General features: G+C 42.5%; 16 protein-coding genes and 1 tRNA gene. 7 read left to right on the top strand and 10 right to left on the bottom strand.

The window, feature by feature from the left end; genetic code table 11:
* Positions 1-44 precede the first annotated feature (44 nt).
* Positions 45-2,309 (bottom strand): ATP-dependent Clp protease ATP-binding subunit ClpA, encoded by a 2,265-nt coding sequence (gene clpA / locus CW740_RS06855; protein WP_106646822.1) that lies wholly within the window; start codon positions 2,307-2,309, stop codon positions 45-47.
* Between the two features lie 33 nt (positions 2,310-2,342).
* Positions 2,343-2,684, bottom strand: a complete 342-nt coding sequence (gene clpS / locus CW740_RS06860; RefSeq protein ID WP_106648070.1) for an ATP-dependent Clp protease adapter ClpS — start codon at positions 2,682-2,684, stop codon at positions 2,343-2,345.
* A 145-nt stretch (positions 2,685-2,829) separates the two neighbouring features.
* Here clpS and CW740_RS06865 point away from each other — a divergent pair, with 145 nt between their 5' ends.
* Positions 2,830-3,411, top strand: coding sequence for a hypothetical protein (locus CW740_RS06865; RefSeq protein WP_106646823.1), 582 nt, complete (start codon positions 2,830-2,832; stop codon positions 3,409-3,411).
* 57 nt (positions 3,412-3,468) lie between these two features.
* On the opposite strand, the gene CW740_RS06870 is transcribed toward CW740_RS06865, so the two are convergent.
* Complete coding sequence (locus CW740_RS06870; RefSeq protein ID WP_106646824.1) at positions 3,469-4,005, bottom strand: SixA phosphatase family protein; 537 nt, start codon at positions 4,003-4,005, stop codon at positions 3,469-3,471.
* 162 nt (positions 4,006-4,167) lie between these two features.
* On the opposite strand from CW740_RS06870, the gene CW740_RS06875 reads away from it, so the two are divergent.
* The gene (locus tag CW740_RS06875) at positions 4,168-4,692 is read left to right on the top strand and encodes a TIGR00645 family protein (RefSeq protein ID WP_106646825.1); all 525 of its coding nucleotides are present in this window, start codon (positions 4,168-4,170) and stop codon (positions 4,690-4,692) included.
* Positions 4,693-4,738: 46 nt separating this feature from the next.
* Here CW740_RS06875 and CW740_RS06880 read toward each other — a convergent pair whose 3' ends face one another.
* The 4 genes from CW740_RS06880 to CW740_RS06895 all read right to left on the bottom strand — a co-directional run bounded on the left by CW740_RS06880 (position 4,739) and on the right by CW740_RS06895 (position 8,476).
* Positions 4,739-5,077, bottom strand: a complete 339-nt coding sequence (locus CW740_RS06880; protein ID WP_106646826.1) for a YegP family protein — start codon at positions 5,075-5,077, stop codon at positions 4,739-4,741.
* A gap of 125 nt (positions 5,078-5,202) precedes the next feature.
* Complete coding sequence (locus tag CW740_RS06885; RefSeq protein WP_106646827.1) at positions 5,203-5,796, bottom strand: carboxymuconolactone decarboxylase family protein; 594 nt, start codon at positions 5,794-5,796, stop codon at positions 5,203-5,205.
* 32 nt (positions 5,797-5,828) lie between these two features.
* Positions 5,829-6,386 (bottom strand): peptide-methionine (S)-S-oxide reductase MsrA, encoded by a 558-nt coding sequence (gene msrA / locus CW740_RS06890; protein WP_106646828.1) that lies wholly within the window; start codon positions 6,384-6,386, stop codon positions 5,829-5,831.
* Positions 6,387-6,517: 131 nt separating this feature from the next.
* Positions 6,518-8,476 carry a M1 family metallopeptidase gene (locus CW740_RS06895; RefSeq protein WP_106646829.1) on the bottom strand — a complete coding sequence of 653 codons (1,959 nt, stop codon included), beginning with the start codon at positions 8,474-8,476 and terminating at the stop codon, positions 6,518-6,520.
* Positions 8,477-8,844: 368 nt separating this feature from the next.
* Between CW740_RS06895 and CW740_RS06900 the strand changes: the two genes are divergently transcribed.
* Together CW740_RS06900 and CW740_RS06905 are read left to right on the top strand one after the other, a co-directional pair.
* The gene (locus CW740_RS06900; protein WP_106646830.1) at positions 8,845-9,663 is read left to right on the top strand and encodes a cyanophycinase; all 819 of its coding nucleotides are present in this window, start codon (positions 8,845-8,847) and stop codon (positions 9,661-9,663) included.
* A 55-nt stretch (positions 9,664-9,718) separates the two neighbouring features.
* Complete coding sequence (locus CW740_RS06905; RefSeq protein WP_106646831.1) at positions 9,719-10,300, top strand: hypothetical protein; 582 nt, start codon at positions 9,719-9,721, stop codon at positions 10,298-10,300.
* A 70-nt stretch (positions 10,301-10,370) separates the two neighbouring features.
* On the opposite strand, the gene gltX is transcribed toward CW740_RS06905, so the two are convergent.
* Positions 10,371-11,789, bottom strand: a complete 1,419-nt coding sequence (gene gltX, locus CW740_RS06910) for a glutamate--tRNA ligase (protein WP_106646832.1) — start codon at positions 11,787-11,789, stop codon at positions 10,371-10,373.
* A 219-nt stretch (positions 11,790-12,008) separates the two neighbouring features.
* On the opposite strand from gltX, the gene CW740_RS06915 reads away from it, so the two are divergent.
* The 3 genes from CW740_RS06915 (at position 12,009) to CW740_RS06925 (ending at position 14,500) form a co-directional block, all read left to right on the top strand.
* A tRNA-Val gene (locus CW740_RS06915) sits at positions 12,009-12,084 on the top strand.
* Between the two features lie 236 nt (positions 12,085-12,320).
* Positions 12,321-13,712 carry an FAD-binding oxidoreductase gene (locus CW740_RS06920; protein WP_106646833.1) on the top strand — a complete coding sequence of 464 codons (1,392 nt, stop codon included), beginning with the start codon at positions 12,321-12,323 and terminating at the stop codon, positions 13,710-13,712.
* Complete coding sequence (locus tag CW740_RS06925; protein ID WP_106646834.1) at positions 13,712-14,500, top strand: hypothetical protein; 789 nt, start codon at positions 13,712-13,714, stop codon at positions 14,498-14,500. The genes CW740_RS06920 and CW740_RS06925 overlap by 1 nt, the downstream gene beginning before the upstream one ends.
* A 36-nt stretch (positions 14,501-14,536) precedes the next feature.
* On the opposite strand, the gene CW740_RS06930 is transcribed toward CW740_RS06925, so the two are convergent.
* Both CW740_RS06930 and CW740_RS06935 read right to left on the bottom strand, forming a co-directional pair.
* On the bottom strand, positions 14,537-17,914 hold the full coding sequence (locus CW740_RS06930) for a ligand-binding sensor domain-containing diguanylate cyclase (protein ID WP_227523801.1): 3,378 nt from the start codon (positions 17,912-17,914) through the stop codon (positions 14,537-14,539).
* The gene (locus CW740_RS06935) at positions 17,886-18,446 is read right to left on the bottom strand and encodes a lysophospholipid acyltransferase family protein (RefSeq protein ID WP_106646835.1); all 561 of its coding nucleotides are present in this window, start codon (positions 18,444-18,446) and stop codon (positions 17,886-17,888) included. Before CW740_RS06935 ends, CW740_RS06930 begins: the two co-directional genes overlap by 29 nt.
* Between the last annotated feature and the right edge of the window lie 6 nt (positions 18,447-18,452).

Here is an 18,452-nt window from a genome sequence, read left to right on the forward strand (position 1 = left end):
TAAAAAAAGGCGCCATTGGCGCCTTTTTTGTGCTTATGTAAATACTAAGATGTTCCTTGCGGTAACTTTTCCATATGAGGTTCAATGCGAATATCCAGCTCATCATTTTTAATGCTGACGTAGACATCCCCACCCTGCATTAACTTTCCAAACAGAATTTCATTAGCCAATGGTCGACGGATCTTGTCGCTAATCAGGCGAGCCATTGGGCGAGCGCCCATGTTCTCATCATAACCGTGCTTCGCAAACCATTGACGGGCAGCTTCATCCACGTGCAGATTAACCTGCTTGTCATCCAGCTGACCCTGAACTTCGGTCAGGAACTTATCGACAATCGACATGATGACTTTCTGTGGCAATGAATTGAACCAAACAATAGCATCAAGACGATTCCTGAACTCAGGCGAGAATGTGCGATTGATTGCTTCTTCATTGTTACGTGACCTATCCTGCTCTTTAAAGCCGATATTGCCTTTAATAATTTCCTGCGCACCTGCGTTACTGGTCATGACCAGAACAATATTACGGAAATCAGCTTTACGGCCATTGTTGTCAGTCAGTGTACCGTGGTCCATAACCTGCAAGAGCAGATTGAATACATCTGGGTGCGCTTTTTCAATTTCATCAAGAAGCACCACTGCATGAGGGTTTTTGTTGACCGCTTCTGTCAATAAACCACCTTGGTCATAACCCACATAGCCGGGAGGCGCACCAATCAGACGCGAAACCGTATGACGCTCCATGTATTCGGACATATCAAAGCGAATCAGCTCAACGCCCATCAGACGTGCTAATTGCTTAGTAACCTCAGTTTTTCCGACACCTGTTGGGCCAGCAAACAGGAAAGAGCCCACAGGTTTATTCTCCTGACCAAGCCCTGCACGAGACAACTTGATAGATTCTGCTAAGGTCTCGATTGCCGGATCCTGGCCAAAAACCACCATCTTAAGATTACGCTCAAGATTCTGTAGTAATTTCTTATCTGAAGATGAAACCGTTTTTTCAGGGATTCGAGCGATTTTAGCTATCACCTGCTCGATCTCATGAGGGGTAATAGTTTTCTTACGCTGTTCTTCAGGTAAGATTCTTTGACGTGCCCCAGCCTCATCAATAACATCAATAGCTTTATCAGGAAGCTGACGGTCATTAATGTATTTTGCAGAAAGCTCAGCAGCCGCCTGAATAGCCTGCTTTGAGTAAACTACTCCATGATGCTTCTCGTAACGCTCTTTTAATCCCTCCAAGATGGCTACAGTGTCCTGTACGGTAGGTTCATTGATATCAATTTTTTGGAAGCGTCGAGCTAGAGCGTGATCCTTCTCGAAGATACCGCGATATTCCTGGAAGGTAGTTGAGCCCATACAACGTAGTTCACCGTTAGCTAATACGGGCTTGATCAAGTTGGATGCATCCATGGTGCCGCCAGAAGCAGCTCCGGCCCCAATAATGGTATGGATTTCATCAATAAACAATATTGCGTGAGATTCTTTCTTGAGCTGCGCTAAAACGGCTTTCAGGCGTTTTTCAAAGTCACCTCGATATTTTGTACCGGCCAGCAAAACTCCCAGATCCAAAGCATAAACCACGGCATCTGCTATTACTTCTGGTACATCGCCATCAACGATTCGCTTTGCCAGTCCTTCGGCAATTGCGGTTTTACCGACACCGGCTTCACCGACAAGCAGAGGATTGTTTTTACGGCGGCGACAAAGTACCTGCACTACACGCTCAATTTCGTTGGCACGACCGATTAGAGGGTCAATGCGCCCCTGCTCCGCTAATTTATTAAGATTGACAGCATATTGGTCAAGTGGTCTTGGTTCCTGTGGCTCCTGCTCGCCTTCTTCATGTTCAAGCTCAGGAAAGTCTTCTTCGTCTGAACTGACGCCATGTGAAATATAATTAACCACATCAAGTCGGGAAATATCCTGCTTGGAAAGGAGGAAAACCGCCTGAGATTCAGGCTCGCTAAACATAGCAACCAATACGTTTGCACCACTGACAGCTTCACGTCCAGAGGACTGCACATGGAAAACCGCGCGTTGCAATACACGCTGAAAACCAATAGTGGGCTGAATTTCAAACTCGTCATCTTCGTCTGAGAACTGAGGTGTGGTCTGATTAACAAACTTTTCAAGATCAGACTTAAGAACGCCAATATCGGCACCAACAGCGCGCAAGACGTCTAGAGCATCTTTGTTATCTAGCAGGGCCAGCATAAGGTGCTCGATGGTAATAAATTCATGACGTTTTTCACGAGCATCGTGAAAGGCATGATTTAATGATTGTTCAAGTGCTTTATCGAGCATAATGCCACCTACCTTATGTAACGCTTAATTGAGTTATTCACCGTCTTCCGGTTCCATAACACATAACAAAGGGTGCTGGTTCGCACGTGCGAATTCATTGACCTGTACTACCTTGGTTTCAGCAATATCAGGCGTAAAAACGCCGCACACACCTTGCCCTTCGTGGTGAACCTGCAACATAACGCGTGTTGCCTGTTCTTTGTCCATTGTAAAAAATTTACGCAGTACATCCACCACAAAATCCATCGGGGTGTAATCATCATTAAGAATCAACACCTTATACATGGGTGGTTGTTTGAGCTTAGGTTTAGCATCGGCTACTGCCAGGCCGTGCTCATGCTCTTGGTCATGTCTGTGATTATGGTCGTTACTCATACCAACTTCTTTCGCGAAATGTCTCATTCATTATGGCATAAATGGGGCCACAGGTAAGCAAGTTCAAGTTTAACGTTAAGTTTCTATTCACATATCTACAGTCTATAATTAGCAAGGCTTTTTATACAACTATCAGGATAGAAAAATGACAACTCATAAAATTGCAATTGCCGCACTTTTGGCATCGGGGCTAACCTTTAATACTGTAGCACAGGCGCAGGAACAAGCTCAGGTTTCAGGTATTCTGGGTGGTGGACTTTCATTCGGTGGCGAAACATTAGTCGATGACATTCGCTTTACCGATGGCTCAAGTGACGAAGTCAAAACCGGCGAGGGATTCTGGCTGGATTTTGGTTTCAGGGCTGACTTTGAAGAATGGGCACTAAAAAGTACCATTGGCTACAAAAGTGGCGGTGTCTTTGCATCCAATGGCGATGCCACCTTTTCCCGCATGCCGCTTACAATAATTGGTTCCATTAACAATAACGGCCATTTGTTTGGTGCAGGTTTCACCTATGAGTTAAACCCTGAGTTGGATCTTGACCTTCCTGGCTTGCAAGGAACCGCAGAGTTTGAAAATGCACTTGGCTTAGTTCTGGAGTATGAAAACAACTATGACGTTTGGGCATGGGGTGTTCGCTATACCCATATCGATTATGATTACGACCCTACTGGAGAAACCTTTGATGGTAATAATATTGGTTTCTTCTTTAACTGGTATTTCTAACAGCTTCTAATAAACTCAGAAAAGCGACTTTGGTCGCTTTTCTTTTAACCAGCAAGTTTATTTAAACAAAGCTTTTGGCGTCAACAGCCAGTCAAGCCGCCCTTTGTTTGAGTTAATATCCTTCCAATGCTCAGCTCGGAAGGATATTCTGGCAACGCTTGCGGTTGGAAACTTAACATTAGCCCCCATTGCTAGCTCTGCTATTAAAGACGAACACATGGGTTCATGGGACACAATCATCAGTTTAGTGACTGAGTCACTTTGTTTCCGAATAACCTCCAAAGTCTCCTGAACACCAGCCAAATAGAGCTCACGATAATAGATAACATCCGATTGCCATTTTCCCCTCTCCATTGCCAACGCCAACGTCTCTTTAGTACGTACAGATGTGGAACACAAAATAAGATCAGGTACTTGTTTAACTCTGGCCAGGTGCTTTCCCATATATTCCGCAGCGATCCGCCCTCTTTCAGCTAAGGGTCTGTCATGATCACTGCCAAATCTTGCCTCCCAGTCTGATTTTCCATGCCTGAATAAGTAAAGTTTTTTACTGGAAGTTTCTTCGCCTTCAAAATCACCTTGTTGCACAGTCATGATTATTGATCCAAAAAGTTAATTAAGGCTTGATTATCATAACGCTAAATAACAAGAGAATGACAGAATTGATGCAACTCGATTAAAGTCGCACTTTTTTATGCAGTTTTACTGGTATTCCATTAGAATAAGCCGAAATCAATAAAACCATACGGGGATTAAATGAAAAATATTGAGCGTGGTTTTGAAAAAGCACTATTTGGCAGCCGTTGGATTCTGGCGCCATTTTTTGTTGGGCTTATTATTTCTATCTTTATTTTGTTTGGTAGTTTTGCCAAAGAGCTTTGGCATCTTATTACTCATTTTGGTGAACTTGGTGAAATTGCAACAATACTGGGCATTCTCGCTCTGGTAGATATGACGTTACTGGCTAACTTGCTCATTATTATTATCTTTAGTGGCTATGAAAGTTTTGTTTCAAAAATTGACGTTGCGGATCATGAAGATAGACCTGGCTGGATGGGGAAAGTTGGCTTCTCAACCTTAAAAGTTAAACTCATCAGCTCTATCGTCGCGATTTCAGGTATTGATTTACTAAGAACCTACATGCAGCTAGATAAGATGCCAGAAGCCATCGAAACAGACGTTGTTTTATGGAAACTGCTTATCCATGGAACCTTTGTTATTTCCGGATTGTTATTTGCAATAATGGATTACCTGACGTCTAAGTCAGAAGGCAGCCACTAAACAAAAAAGCCCTCAATCGAGGGCTTTTGATTATTGCTAAAGTGTTTTAAGCCGCAGCTTCAGTTTCTACTTTTGCATCTTGTGCATTTTTTGCAACTGATACAATGCCATTATTACGACCACTTTCCGACTTATACATCTGGCTCTTACCAATCTGCTGGCCATTAGTGGCATTTAACGTGAAGTAAAAACGTCCATCTTTTGCAGTTTCTTTTGAAAACCTATCTGCATTAAGTGAGTTTTTACGGACTGACTCAATTCCATTTTCACAAGCTGCCTGCGAACTGTAGCCCTGACTTTGAAGTATAGTTTCACCATTACCGGCTTTTAGCACGAAATATAGCTTCCCATCTTTTCCTTTTGATACAACAAATTTACCTGCCATAAGATCCACCTTGTTATTGATTGTGTATTGATAAGCGCTGGTTACAAATCAATCAGCTGATACCAATAATCCACCATTTATTTATATACAGCAAGTCACAGCTCACAAATTTAACATTATGATCATCAACTAGTGTGTTTGCCACCGGTCCAGCCGCCCTTGGCCAACACTCTTTCGCCCATCTGCTTGGGAGGCTCTTCCAGATCGGTTGCCATCGAGTCATTCCAACGGTTTAAAAAGCCGTAGAGACATACTGCACCGAGAATTTCTACAATTTGATTCTCTGACCAATGCTTTTTCATGCGCTCCATCAATTCTTCGTCAACTGCGTTTGGAACTGAACCCGCAGCCATGGCATAGTCCAGTGCTACTCGCTCAGCATCGGAGTACATTGGGCTGGTTTGGTAGTCCCATATGGCATCCAGTTTTTCCTGGGAAACACCGTGGATATTTGCGGCTATCAGTGAATGCGCTTCACAATACTGACAACCTGCAGCTCTGCTTGCAAAGTGAGCAATAAGACGCTTGAAACCTAGATCAACTTCACCCTCAGGATCCATCACAGCCTTGGTTAAAACACCAAAAGCTTCTACCATCTTAGGTCTACGCTGCATGGTCAATAAACTATTAGGTACAAACCCTAGTATTTCCTCGAATATCTTAAAGTCTTTTGCTAATTCCGGATGACTTTCTGCAGGTAGTGGTTTCAAGTGCGCCATAAATGACTCCTATGTTGTATAACTTATGATAATTAATTGTTAATAAAGCAAACGCCAGTTCCGCCATGACCACAATAACCGCCTGGATTTTTAGAGAGATATTGCTGGTGATACTCTTCGGCTAAATAATAGTCCATCATAGGCTCTATTTCGGTGGTGATGGTTGAATACCCATTAGAACTCAGTTGTTTTTGGTACTCGTCCATACTCGACTGGGCTTGTTCATTTTGTCTTTGTGAGTGAGTAAATATAACTGAACGGTATTGAGTTCCAATATCATTTCCCTGACGCATACCCTGAGTTGGGTCATGGTTTTCCCAGAACAGCTTTAACAACTCCTTATAGGATATAAGTTCTGGGTCATAAATGATCTGGACTGCTTCTGCATGACCGGTAAAGCCACTACAGACTTGCTCATAGGTTGGATCCTTGTAGTCAGAGCCTGCATAGCCAACACTAGTCATAACAACACCTGGTTGTTGCCAAAATAGCTTCTCAGCTCCCCAAAAGCAGCCCATGGCAAAAGTTGCAATATCCAATCCTGAATCTGCACTGGTGGTTATTGGATTATTAAAAACATGATGCTGCATATCGAACTCCTGACAACAATAATCAGTTAGATTAACACTTCCATCAGATGTTACAAATATTCGATAGTTACAAGTGAAAACAAAAAAGGGCTTTCCGAAGAAAGCCCTTATTACAAAACAAACTATAGAGTTTATTTTACAACTTCATCCAGTGTAGCCTGAGCTAAGGGATGATAACCAGGACGCGCCACTTTATAGACACGTTTCGCAAACTCTGCGCCCTGCTCTGTTTCCATCAATTGCTTGTACAGAGGCACAATCAACTTGCGACGTCCGATGCTGATGAGATAATCCTGTAAGCGAGGCATGACCACATCATAGCCAGCCTTAAGCGACAACAATAACCATGCGTGAGCAATTTCGTTATTGGTTGACTCGGTCAGTTTAAACTTAGCATCCAAAGCCATCATGTCATCCTGTGGCAAACCAGCAGGTAAATTATTAATAAAGTGCAACCATTCATGAACTGTCCATTCCTCTGTGCCAAGCTGATCCAAAGTGATTTCACCTGACAGCAACTGTTTGGTTTTTGCATCAACAACTTCAAAAGCATCAGAAGTTGGGTTTGGCATCATCTCAGGAAGCATAGGCTCATGAATCCAGGTATGGATTTGCTCGTCAGTTACGACTCCCGGATGCTTATCTAACAGATTTTCTTTTAAGTAAGCTTCAAACTGCTGGGTTGTGATACTTTGGAATGCGAAGTGATCAAAATAATCAACCAAAAACGCATCAAACACTTCACGACCAAATTTTTCTTCTAACCAGACCAGGAACATTTGACCTTTAGTGTATGGCACGGTAGAGAAAGCATCATCAGGATCGGCACCTTTTAAATCAACATTCAATACGGTGTATTCTTTTGGTAGATCCTGAACAGCCTGGCGTAAATCCTGAACCGATAAAGACTGCTCCATCAAAGCGCGTTCACGTCCAAAAAGCTCTTCCATAATGCGATTCTCAACATAGGAAGTGAAACCTTCGTTTAGCCAGAAGTCATGCCAATTTGCGTTAGTTACCAAATTGCCAGACCAGGAGTGTGCTAGCTCATGAGCGATTAAACTAACCAGACTTTTGTCGCCAGCAATTACGGTAGGCGTAATAAATGATAGACGAGGATTTTCCATACCGCCATAAGGAAAAGCAGGTGGTAAAATCAATAGATCGTAACGCCCCCAACGATAAGGACCATAAAGCTCTTCAGTCACTTTGACCATTTCTTCGGTATCATCAAACTCGGCAACCGCAGCGTCTAAAACTGCTGGCTCGGCATAAACGCCGGTTCTGTCACTCATAGCCTTAAACTTAAGATCACCAACACCAATCGCAATCAGATAAGTTGGTATGGCCTGAGGCATTTCAAAATGATACTCGCCATCAAGTGCTGTGTCTGGTTCATTGAAAGCACTCATAACCGCCAGCAATTCTTTAGGAGTTCTAATTGTTGCATTGTAGGTTATGCGTACAGCCGGACTATCCTGTACAGGTACAAAACTACGAGCATGAATTGCCTGCGCCTGACTGTACATGAATGGATGCTTTTTACCGTCAGTCTGTTCAGGAGTTAGCCACTGCAGTCCGCTAGCCTGAGGTTGAGTCGCATAATGCACACGTACCTTGTTAACGCCCTCTTCTAGCTTGATTGTTAACTTAGAGCCCATGACTTCATCTTTTTCAGCCAACTCAAAATCGCCAGCAATCCACTGATCATTTTTATTGAGTTCAACTTTAGAAACATCAATGTCACGTGTATCCAGAATCAATTCACTTACATTATCCTTCAAGCGCTCAAAGCTGAGGTCAACGAAGCCTTTCAATGACTTTTCTTCGAAATCTACAGTTAAATCCAAGTCCAGATGCTTCAAATCAACTTCATGTAGATTTCCATAAGTATGATCGTCTATGGGATTATGTTTCTTACGAACTTCTGTTTTTTCGACTTTAGATACTTCCACTTCTTTAGTAACAACTTCAGAAGTAGCAGCTTCTGAAGCCTGCTGCTTTTCTGCAGCCTCTTCCGACTCCTGCTGGCAACCGGCCAGAGCCGCAACTAATGTCAGGGAATAAATAAGGTGATGGTGTTTTTTCATTCTAATGTCCCATGAATTTGAAAGTCTGACATTTAAGCAACAATCAATTTAACTGTAAAGGTTTAAGAGGAATGGACCTATTGACGGTGATTTAATGGCAGTGCTAATGTAGCTAAGGTCTATAGACTTAGGTGGGACTTTCAGGATCAATAAGTTACCAACCTCTACATAAGGTTTGGCATATAAGTTAATGATTTCAATAATAGATTCAAATCCAATTACCATTAACTCTGCCACATTTTTTAACAAGATTTAGTGCTATGCTCAGTCCAACAGAACAGAGGTAAGTTTCCAGCAACGCTGGCAACAAAACCCGCAGGTATTCGTTGGCCCGGAGCCAGTAAGCACCATTTTTTAAGGACTCACTCATGCCATCACAAGGTAGCGGTAAGTTTGAACGTGGTTACATTATCCCGATCGGCGGATGCTTAAACTCAGTCAGTGACAGAGTTGCCGAAAAAATGCGCAGTCTATGTCTGACCGCAAAAGCTAAGGCTTTAATTTTAAACGTCAGCGAAGACCCGCAAGAAACAACGCTTGGGGAAATCTTACTCAATAATGGCTTTGTTGAGTGTGAAACTCACAATGTACAAAGTCGCCAGGACGCCTCCAGCCCAATGACATTACAGCATCTTGCCGGTGTTGATTTAGTTGTTATTATTGGGGAACGTCCGCTTCAGATTTCAACATTGATTGGCGGTACCGCTTTAGCTAAGCAGCTTCGCAAACTTAATGCCGATGGAACTCATGTGGCTGGTTTATATGGTGCTGCAGCCCTACTCAGCGAGCATATGATTGCTGGCGGTGATGAAGCTAACATTCCAAGGCAATCAGGCGTTACCATGGCTCCTGGACTCGGACTGACTAATCGCTTTATGGTGGATTACCATTTTAAACAGCAAGGACGTCTCGGCAGGCTTTTAACAGCTTTGTCTTATAACCCATTCACCATCGGGGTAGGAATTGACGACGGTACGGCTTTGTTTATAAGCCCAAAGGATGAGCTACAGGTTTATGGAGGTGGCGCAGCTACCTTAATTGACCCATGCAATTTGCAATACTCATCTATGGGGTCCGCGGGGAGCGGCGATCCGATTTCCCTGTTTGGCCTACAGATGCACATTCTGGCCGAGGGAGCACGGTTTAGTGTTGGTGAGCGTGATGCGTACGACGAACACTGGGCCTGATTGTTTCTTATGGTTTCGTAATTAAAACAGTTAAACAACAAGTGGGTATTTATCGATGACAAAACATCTAGCCAAATCATTAACTCTTGCGCTTTCTGCACTTCTATTTGTTGCCTGTAAACCAGCAACAGTCGCACAGCCAGAGGATGCACCTAGCAAAGCTGTAGCAACGACAAAATCAGTTAATATTGGTGCCAGCAACTATATGACAATGCCTGGACATTGGAGTATCAAACCTTCAATTATGCCAAAAGGCTTTGTCAGCTATACCATTAAAGATAAAAACCTTCACATGGTGATCAGTGGTTATGCAGCTGAACGCTCCAGTTTTAACCATGATAAAAGCCGCAAAGACCTAAAGAACGTCACTTTACTTTATCGCGCTGGTGCAGCTAATAAAGAACAGAAATATTTATCGCTAGACGATAATCACAAAGTTGGTGGTTATACCCACTATACATGCCGAACTGCAAAAAAATGCTATCAGGTCTTCCCTCTTTCACACTGGCAGTCAGTTATTGCTTCTGACTTCTACGTTGGCGGTATGAAATATACCATTACTGCGGGTGTGGACGATCTAAATGGTACTCACGCAAAGCAGATCTTGGCTGCAATCAAAAGCATCGAGTCGAAATAAAGAAATAAACTTGTGAAGAACATAAAAAAACCTGCGAAAGCAGGTTTTTTTATGTCTATTACTCACTAAATCAGGATTGTGCTTCGCGCTCAGCAATAAACGACAAGGCTTTATCAATACGTTTAATCACGCGTTCTTTTCCTATCCACTCAAGAGTAATACCCAAGTCAGGTGACATGCCTGCGCCAGTTACCGCCACACGTAAGGGCATGCCTACTTTGCCCATACCGATTTCTAATTCTTCAGCAGTGGAGCTGACCAGACCATGCAATGTCTCAGCTTTCCAGTCACTTGCCTGTTCTAGCTTTCCTTTTACAACTTCCAAGGGCTCTTTAGCTACAGGACGTAAATGTTTCTTTGCCGCACCAGCATCGAAGTCTTCAAAGTCATGGTAAAAATAACGGACTGCGGAAGCTAATTCTTTAAGCGTCTTTACACGCTCAGCCATTTCAGGAATCAATAATTTAATGTCTGGACCATTGCTGACATCAACACCTTGCTGATCCAGGTGCCACTGCAAATGATTTAGAACTTCTTCTGCTGGCAACTCTTTCATGTAATGTTGGTTTAACCAATTCAACTTGTCAGTGTTGAATGCTGAAGGAGCACGATTGACATCTGACAGGTCAAAAAACTCAATCATCTCATCGACCGAGAACACTTCCTGATCACCGTGCGACCAGCCTAGACGAACCAGATAGTTCAACAATGCCTGCGGCAAGTAACCATCATCACGATACTGCATGACACTGACAGCACCATGACGTTTAGATAGACGTTTACCATCATCACCTAAGATCATTGGCACGTGTGCATATAGGGGGACATCTCTACCAAGCGCCTTAATCATGTTGATTTGACGAGGTGTATTGTTGACGTGATCATCACCACGAATCACGTGAGTAATCTCCATATCCAAATCATCAACAACCACAGTAAAGTTATAGGTCGGTATGCCATCAGTTCGGGCGATGATCAAATCATCAATTTCACTATTGTTTACTGATATACGGCCTTTAATTAAATCATCGAATACCACCGCGCCCTCTTTAGGGTTTTTAAAACGGATTACATGAGGTTTCGACAGGTCTTGATCGGCCTCGCTTAATCCACGGCAATGGCCGTCATAACCAATATTCTGCTTATTGGCCTGCTGTTCTTCACGCAAAGCATCAAGGCGCTCTTTTGAGCAATAGCAACGATATGCCTGGCCATTGGCCAACATTTCATCAATGACTTCTTTATAACGGTCAAAACGCTTGGTCTGATAATAAGGACCTTCGTCATGCTCAAGGTGCAACCACTCCATTCCATCAAGAATTGCCTGAACCGATTCATCGGTAGAACGTTCACGGTCAGTATCCTCGATTCTTAAAACAAAAGTGCCATTATGCTTTTTTGCATATAGCCAGCAATAAAGTGCTGTGCGGGCACCGCCAACGTGCAAATAACCTGTGGGACTTGGAGCAAAACGTGTTTTTACAGTCATATTCGGTCTATTAGAGGTTGTGAGATAAAAGTGCCGCTATTCTAGCAAGAGGCCTTCCTTTACAAAACCACTTTCAGAGATTAGTGCCCTGTTAATTTACCCAATAACGGTCATAACTTAATCAAAATTAAGATTTTTTGAGGTTTTCGTTAAAAAGTTATTGACCTAACCGATAACCACTTTATAATGCGCCCCGTTCTTAGCGAACAGATGGAATTTGGGTGGTTAGCTCAGTTGGGAGAGCATCGCCCTTACAAGGCGAGGGTCACTGGTTCGAGCCCAGTACCACCCACCAACTTCCGTCCCCCTGCGATATGAATGTATCGTATGATGTATTGATAAGATTATTTTAAGCTTCTGCCAGTCAGAAGCTTTTTTTTTGCCTGTAACCTTTTGCATACTTGGAAATACACAAACCGGCTTCAGAAAGCACTATTTTTAGCATCAGAGGCCTATGCGGATTCCTTTTAGCGGCCAGCTCTGGCACAATATGCGCCTATTTGCAAAACCAAACAGCCCAAAAAATTGCTCATGTCTTCAGATACTTACATCAGCCAATTAAAGACTCTACTTGATGATGACAGCCTGCTTACCGATCAGGAGTCTCTTAACCATTACGGAAAAGATTGGACCAATATCAAGCAGCCTGCACCATTGGCAATTGCGCTTCCAAAAAACACCGAGCAGGTACAAAAAATTGTTTTATGGGCGAATGAAAATCAGGTAGCGGTTGTTCCTTCTGGTGGGCGAACAGGCCTAAGCGGCGGCGCCGTGGCGGCAAATGGCGAGTTGGTTATCGCATTGGATAAGATGAACAAGATCACCGGATTTAATGCTGGCAGTCAGCAGATACATTGTCAGGCTGGGGCGATAACCCAACAAATTCAGCAATATGCCAATGAACATGAGCTGTATTACCCTGTTGATTTTGCTTCTAGCGGTTCTAGTCAGATCGGTGGCAATATTGCTACGAATGCTGGCGGTATCAAAGTTATTCGCTATGGCTTAACCCGCGACTGGGTTCAGGGTTTAACTGTAGTAACTGGGAAAGGCGATGTTCTGGAGCTCAACAAAGGCTTAATTAAGAATGCCACTGGTTACGATCTCCGCCATTTGTTCATTGGTAGCGAAGGTACTCTTGGAATTATTACCGAAGCAACTTTGAAGCTAACTCGTAAACCAGCCAATTTAACCGTGCTGTTACTGGCTATTCCTAATCTCGATTGTTTAATGCCGATCCTTCAACGATTCCAGAAATCACTAAGCCTGACTGCTTTTGAGTTCTTTTCGGATGAGGCTCTTGAAAAAGTTATGGCGCATCATAATCTGGCCTGCCCTGTTGAACAAAGAACGCCTTATTATTGTCTGTTGGAGTTTGATGCCCACAGCGAAGAAATCATGAATGACGCATTAGCTGAGTTTGAAAATGGCCTGAATGATGAGTTAATTCTTGATGGTGTTATGAGCCAGAGCCAGCAACAAGTTGAAGAACTGTGGAAGTACCGCGAGTTTATATCTGAAACGATTTCTGGCCGCAAACCCTATAAAAATGATATTTCTGTGACCCCTGAAAAAATCACCGACTTTTTAACTGGCGTCAATAATATCGTTGCTCAGGATTATCCTGACTTTGAAGTCATCTGGTTTGGACATATCGGTGATGGCAATCTACACCTGAATATTCTGGCTCCGAAAAATATGCCATATGAAGAGTTCACGCAAGCCTGTGAACAAGTAAACCCCAAAATTTTCGGTCTCCTACAAGAAATGGGGGGAAGCATCTCGGCAGAACACGGCGTGGGAATTTTGAAGAAACCTTATTTAAGCTATACACGCAGTGAGCAGGAAATTGTATACCTGAAGTCCATCAAGCAAGCCTTTGACCCTAACGGTATTATGAACCCAGGCAAGGTTATTGATTAATGTTATTAGCTCTTAGCCTTGTCGCACTGTTGATCGGCCCTTTTCTGGTCGGGTTATTCCCATACAATCGTAGACTCGATAATTTTCTCTTTGCCTTCGTTTTAGTGTCTGTAGGTGGGTTACTCTTAATAGATGTTTTACCAGCAATTTGGGAGCACATAAGCTATGCGTTGATTCCCATGGTGCTGCTTGGCTTTTTTGGCCCAGGCCTAATTGAAATCACTTTTAGGCGAGCTGCTGATAAGGCTCATAGTCTCGCCATTTTTCTGGGTGTTACCGGATTGATGATTCATGCAACCCTGGATGGTGCTGCAATAGTAACCAATGATACTAATCCAATGTTAGCCTATGCCGTAATTCTCCACAGGATTGTTGTTGGCTTGAGCATCTGGTGGATCGTTCAACCTCAATGGGGCAACTTTAGAACATGGTTGGTCTTTGGCTTCATGTTTATCACGACCATTATTGGGTATTATGCTGGTGAGCAGCAATTAACTGGTCTACATAGCAATGTTGTTGATTATTTTCAGGCTTTTATTTCAGGAACTTTGCTGCATGTGATTATTCATAGACCGCATGTTGATGACCATGGCCATATTCACCATCATGACCACTCAGTGCCTGTCTCTGTTATCCATGAAGGCGCTCATGAAGAGCATAAAAATGAGGCAGACTCCGAAGCCGCCCACTCTCATGGATTTGTTATAAAACATAAAGGATATTTTGCAGTCGGTGTGTTATTTGCGACAGTTTTACTGTTTGTTTTGCACTTAATACATCAGCACTAAGCAAGCCTGGATAAACAGCTCTCTGCATATATTCGTTTAAATCCAGAGCAACTTCTTAGACTTTGGAATAGAAGACACATAGTCAAGCTGACCACTAACTATTAAAGCAGGTAAATCAGAAGCTAACTTAGCCTCTAACTCTGAACTACGGGTAAACTGATTAGCAAAGATTCCTATCCACGCGTTTCGACTATTCTTCTTAGCTACCGCTAAAGCTTTCTCTACCACGTAAATGATTTGCTCCCAGGTCAGAGGCTTTTCAATATTGTCTGTAAATGGGAATCGAGTAAATCCAATACTACAGGTCACATCAATAGTACTGCCATTGCCCAAGTCAAACTTCCTTGAAGCAACAATGTTACGAATTTTCTCAGCGAGTAACATCTGCTCCCGCTTTTCAATACCGCGACTTAAAATAACCAAGGTTGCACCCTGCCAACGAACCAGAGTATCTGTTCCATAGCAAATTGTTCTGAGGCAGTCTGCAAGCTGTTTGATCACTTCATTACCGCATAACTGGCCGTATTGCTGATTGATAGTAGCCAGGTTATCAACATCAACCGCAAACACCCCAAGATAAACACCCTGCAGTTCAGTCTTGTCACGCCAGGTAGATAAGATTGAGTCTAGTTCTTGCTGAATACTGGCTTTCAGATAACTTCGCGTTCTAAAGCCAGTCAGTTGATCGTCTACGGCGGACTGCTCAAGTTTGGATGATAAAAGTTCTACCTGATAACGTTGCTCGGATAATGAGTACTGAAGATCTTCCACACGATAGAGCAAAGATTTCTTATCTTTCAGTAGCATCTGACTTTTTGATTCAGACTCTTTAAGTAGACGCTCTTTTAAGCGCAATGCTTTCTTAATGCTTCGATAAATATAGAAGAAGACAACGAAAACAAATAATGACAATACTACAAAGTACAACGCAAATCCTTTTGAGCTACGCCAGAACCCTTTTATCACCGCAATTTTTAGTTGTGACTCTTTGCTACTCCAGTCTCCATCTTCATAACGCACCTGGATTCGAATGTTGAAACTTTCCTGTTCAACGGAATGCAGCCTAATTAGCCTTGAGCTGCCTAGATGAATCCAGTCATTAGTCAAACCTTCTATCTTGTACCGAAACTCTAAGTTATTGGCATTAATATAATTGAACACAGTAAACCTGATGTCAGTAATTTCACCGTATTCGATGCTTGATTTGTATTGGTTGGTATTCTCGGTATTGGTTAAAGGTTGTCTTTCATTATTCTGAATGACTTCAGTGATTTTTATCGGCTGATGTTCCTTATCAATTACTATGTCTTCAGGCTTAAAATAACTGATACCGTTTAAACCACCAAAATATAAATAGCCTTCATTGTCGGCGTATTGTGCATTGGCGAAAAACTCACTGTATTGTAAACCATCAGAATAGGTATAGTTAATTGGACGCCCCTTGTCAGGATGGAACTTAACTAAACCGTTAGCAGTGGAAACCCACAGATTGCCAAATTCATCTGACAAAATAGAACAAATAAAGTCATTGATGAAACCATCACTAACCGTAATTCTCTGGAAATAAACTTCGCCATTAACGTTATAACGTACTCGGTTCAGTCCAGTAACGGTACCAATCCATAAAACCCCCAACAAGTCTTCATAAATCACATTGATGTCAGAACTGGAGAGTGTTTCAGGATCGTTAGGGTTACTCATGTAGTACTGAAGATCAAAGGTCAGTGGACTGAAACGGATTAATCCCCTCGACCCTCCCAGCCAGATATAACCTTGCAAATCTTCATACATGGTATAAACACCATATTTTGACTGAACAAAACTGGTCGGCAATTTATCGGTCATGTTTTCGATAGTCAGGTCTTCAGCAGAAAGCTCTTCCCCAACTGCTTTATCTAAACTCACTTTAAAGAAGCCCTGCTCTCCTCCCAACCATATGTGTCCATTACGGCCCTCGATAATGGTTGCCAGATCAGTTAACTTTACAGGTTGGCCATTGGTATCCATCAGGGTCTTCAAAGACAAAAAGTTTTCACTACCATAGGGTCGAATAAAAAGACTGGTACCCGTTAACATCCAGAGGTTTCTGCCGTTGTCTTCAAGCATGTCAGCAACGTAACCTGTGGTGACTGGCCCATCTTTTGTTGGCAGAGAAGAATAATGGTTTAATTCTGCATATGACTCATCGTAACGGTAAACTCCTGATGACTCGGTACCGACCCATAACCGACCAAGATAATCTTTTAAAATTGAAGTTGTGATATTGTCGCGGCTGTACTGAGAAACTTCAGACTTTTGTAGTAAATGGATAAACTGCTCACGCGAGTCCCAGTAATTGACACCTAAACCAGTACCAAGCCATATTAGCCCATCAAATCCCCTCATCAAGGACATTGTATAGTCACTGGCAATTGAGTGTTCATCGCTAAAGTTAGCGTGATATTCGCGAATGGCCTTTCTCGCAGTGTTATCCCAGTATTTCAAGCCCGTTATAGTGGCAAGCCAAAAACCGTTTCCGTCAGGCAGTAAAGACTCAACTTCAACCAAAGAGTCAGTTTTTGAGTCAAAAACATCGAAATGCTCAAACACTTCATTGCTCATGCTAAAACGCGAGAATCCAGTTTCTCTGGAAAAATAGATATGCTCAGGAAACTCAGGGAATACAAAGAAATCCTCAAAGGTCTCAATGTTAGTGGCACAAAACTGCTTACGTTGGGAACCTCCAAAATCAACCTGTAATATGCAATTATCTTTAATGAAATATATCAGTTGATCGATAACCGTCATTTTTTGCAATTGCTTGCCTTCTATAAAATCCGTCAAGCGTTGATTCTGATTGACTGTTTTATTTGTAATATCAATGGTGGCGAAATAATCCGAGCCCAACACAGAGAGCGTTTTATCTGTATTGAGTGAGATTGACCAAACCTCTTTTGGGACACTTGGTGCATCAGCACTTTCAACCATCAGGTTTTGTAGTGAGTCAGTCCAATGGGTTACTTTTAAGGAGTGTACATCAACACTGTCCAAGCCCTGAGGTGTCAAAACCCAGAGCGTTCTGTTGCCATCAAATAAAAGACTACTGATTGTTGGAGAGTTAATAGTTTCGGAATTAGTAGGAGAATGGCGAAAAACAGTATTTTCGAATCCATCAAAACGATTTAGACCATCCTGAGTACCGATCCATGTATAGCCTAGACTATCCTGAGCAAGACTTAATACAGTACTTTGGCTTAAACCATTTTCAATGTTGTAAGTGTGGAATCGAATTCTCTGCAGGTTGGTTTTGGCATAAGCCAACTCTGTAAAAAGAAGGAGAAAAGTTAATAGAAAACCAAATATGCAGGCAAAGGTGTTTCGCGGCCTGGTCAGGCCGGTGATGAAATTAAGGTTTTTCCTCGAATCGTATATCACTCGCTAACTCTGGTTTTATCCCTGTTTTATCTTTATAAAATGCTCTTATCACATCAAGGTCTTGTTCTTGATTACCACTTGGTCTAAGCAGATCCCCAATACCGATTTCTTTGGTCTTTGAGTTCAGAAAGGTCATAACAATCGGAACTTCTGCTTTAAGTGCAATATGATAAAAACCGCTCTTCCAATAAGGTTTATAACTTCTTGTACCTTCAGGAGCAAGAGCAAATTGAATTTCATTTCTTTGTCTAATGATCTCGGCAACCTGATCAACCACTTTATTTGCTGAAGAGCGCTCTACTGGAATCCCGCCAAACATTCTAAAGAACCAACCAAACGGTGGCTTAAATAACGTGTGCTTGCCTAGAAAGGCCACTTTCATTTTGAAGCAAAGCCTTACCATCAGCATCAAAACGAAATCCCAATTTGAGGTATGCGGTGCGAAAATCACCACATACTTTTTATCATCGGGTAACTGGCCGACTAGTTTCCAGCCAAATAACCGAAGCAGGCCTTTCATGATAAAGCGCATAATGCC

The sequence above is a fragment of the Kangiella profundi genome (genome assembly GCF_002838765.1).
GTDB lineage: Bacteria > Pseudomonadota > Gammaproteobacteria > Enterobacterales > Kangiellaceae > Kangiella > Kangiella profundi.

What these genes read in the sequence shown, in the direction of transcription:
- clpA (WP_106646822.1), bottom strand. Translation starts at nt 2,309, where the DNA reads ATGCTCGATAAAGCACTTGAACAATCATTAAATCATGCCTTTCACGAT.
- clpS (WP_106648070.1), bottom strand. Translation starts at nt 2,684, where the DNA reads ATGAGTAACGACCATAATCACAGACATGACCAAGAGCATGAGCACGGC.
- CW740_RS06865 (WP_106646823.1), top strand. Translation starts at nt 2,830, where the DNA reads ATGACAACTCATAAAATTGCAATTGCCGCACTTTTGGCATCGGGGCTA.
- CW740_RS06870 (WP_106646824.1), bottom strand. Translation starts at nt 4,005, where the DNA reads ATGACTGTGCAACAAGGTGATTTTGAAGGCGAAGAAACTTCCAGTAAA.
- CW740_RS06875 (WP_106646825.1), top strand. Translation starts at nt 4,168, where the DNA reads ATGAAAAATATTGAGCGTGGTTTTGAAAAAGCACTATTTGGCAGCCGT.
- CW740_RS06880 (WP_106646826.1), bottom strand. Translation starts at nt 5,077, where the DNA reads ATGGCAGGTAAATTTGTTGTATCAAAAGGAAAAGATGGGAAGCTATAT.
- CW740_RS06885 (WP_106646827.1), bottom strand. Translation starts at nt 5,796, where the DNA reads ATGGCGCACTTGAAACCACTACCTGCAGAAAGTCATCCGGAATTAGCA.
- msrA (WP_106646828.1), bottom strand. Translation starts at nt 6,386, where the DNA reads ATGCAGCATCATGTTTTTAATAATCCAATAACCACCAGTGCAGATTCA.
- CW740_RS06895 (WP_106646829.1), bottom strand. Translation starts at nt 8,476, where the DNA reads ATGAAAAAACACCATCACCTTATTTATTCCCTGACATTAGTTGCGGCT.
- CW740_RS06900 (WP_106646830.1), top strand. Translation starts at nt 8,845, where the DNA reads ATGCCATCACAAGGTAGCGGTAAGTTTGAACGTGGTTACATTATCCCG.
- CW740_RS06905 (WP_106646831.1), top strand. Translation starts at nt 9,719, where the DNA reads ATGACAAAACATCTAGCCAAATCATTAACTCTTGCGCTTTCTGCACTT.
- gltX (WP_106646832.1), bottom strand. Translation starts at nt 11,789, where the DNA reads ATGACTGTAAAAACACGTTTTGCTCCAAGTCCCACAGGTTATTTGCAC.
- CW740_RS06920 (WP_106646833.1), top strand. Translation starts at nt 12,321, where the DNA reads ATGTCTTCAGATACTTACATCAGCCAATTAAAGACTCTACTTGATGAT.
- CW740_RS06925 (WP_106646834.1), top strand. Translation starts at nt 13,712, where the DNA reads ATGTTATTAGCTCTTAGCCTTGTCGCACTGTTGATCGGCCCTTTTCTG.
- CW740_RS06935 (WP_106646835.1), bottom strand. Translation starts at nt 18,446, where the DNA reads ATGCGCTTTATCATGAAAGGCCTGCTTCGGTTATTTGGCTGGAAACTA.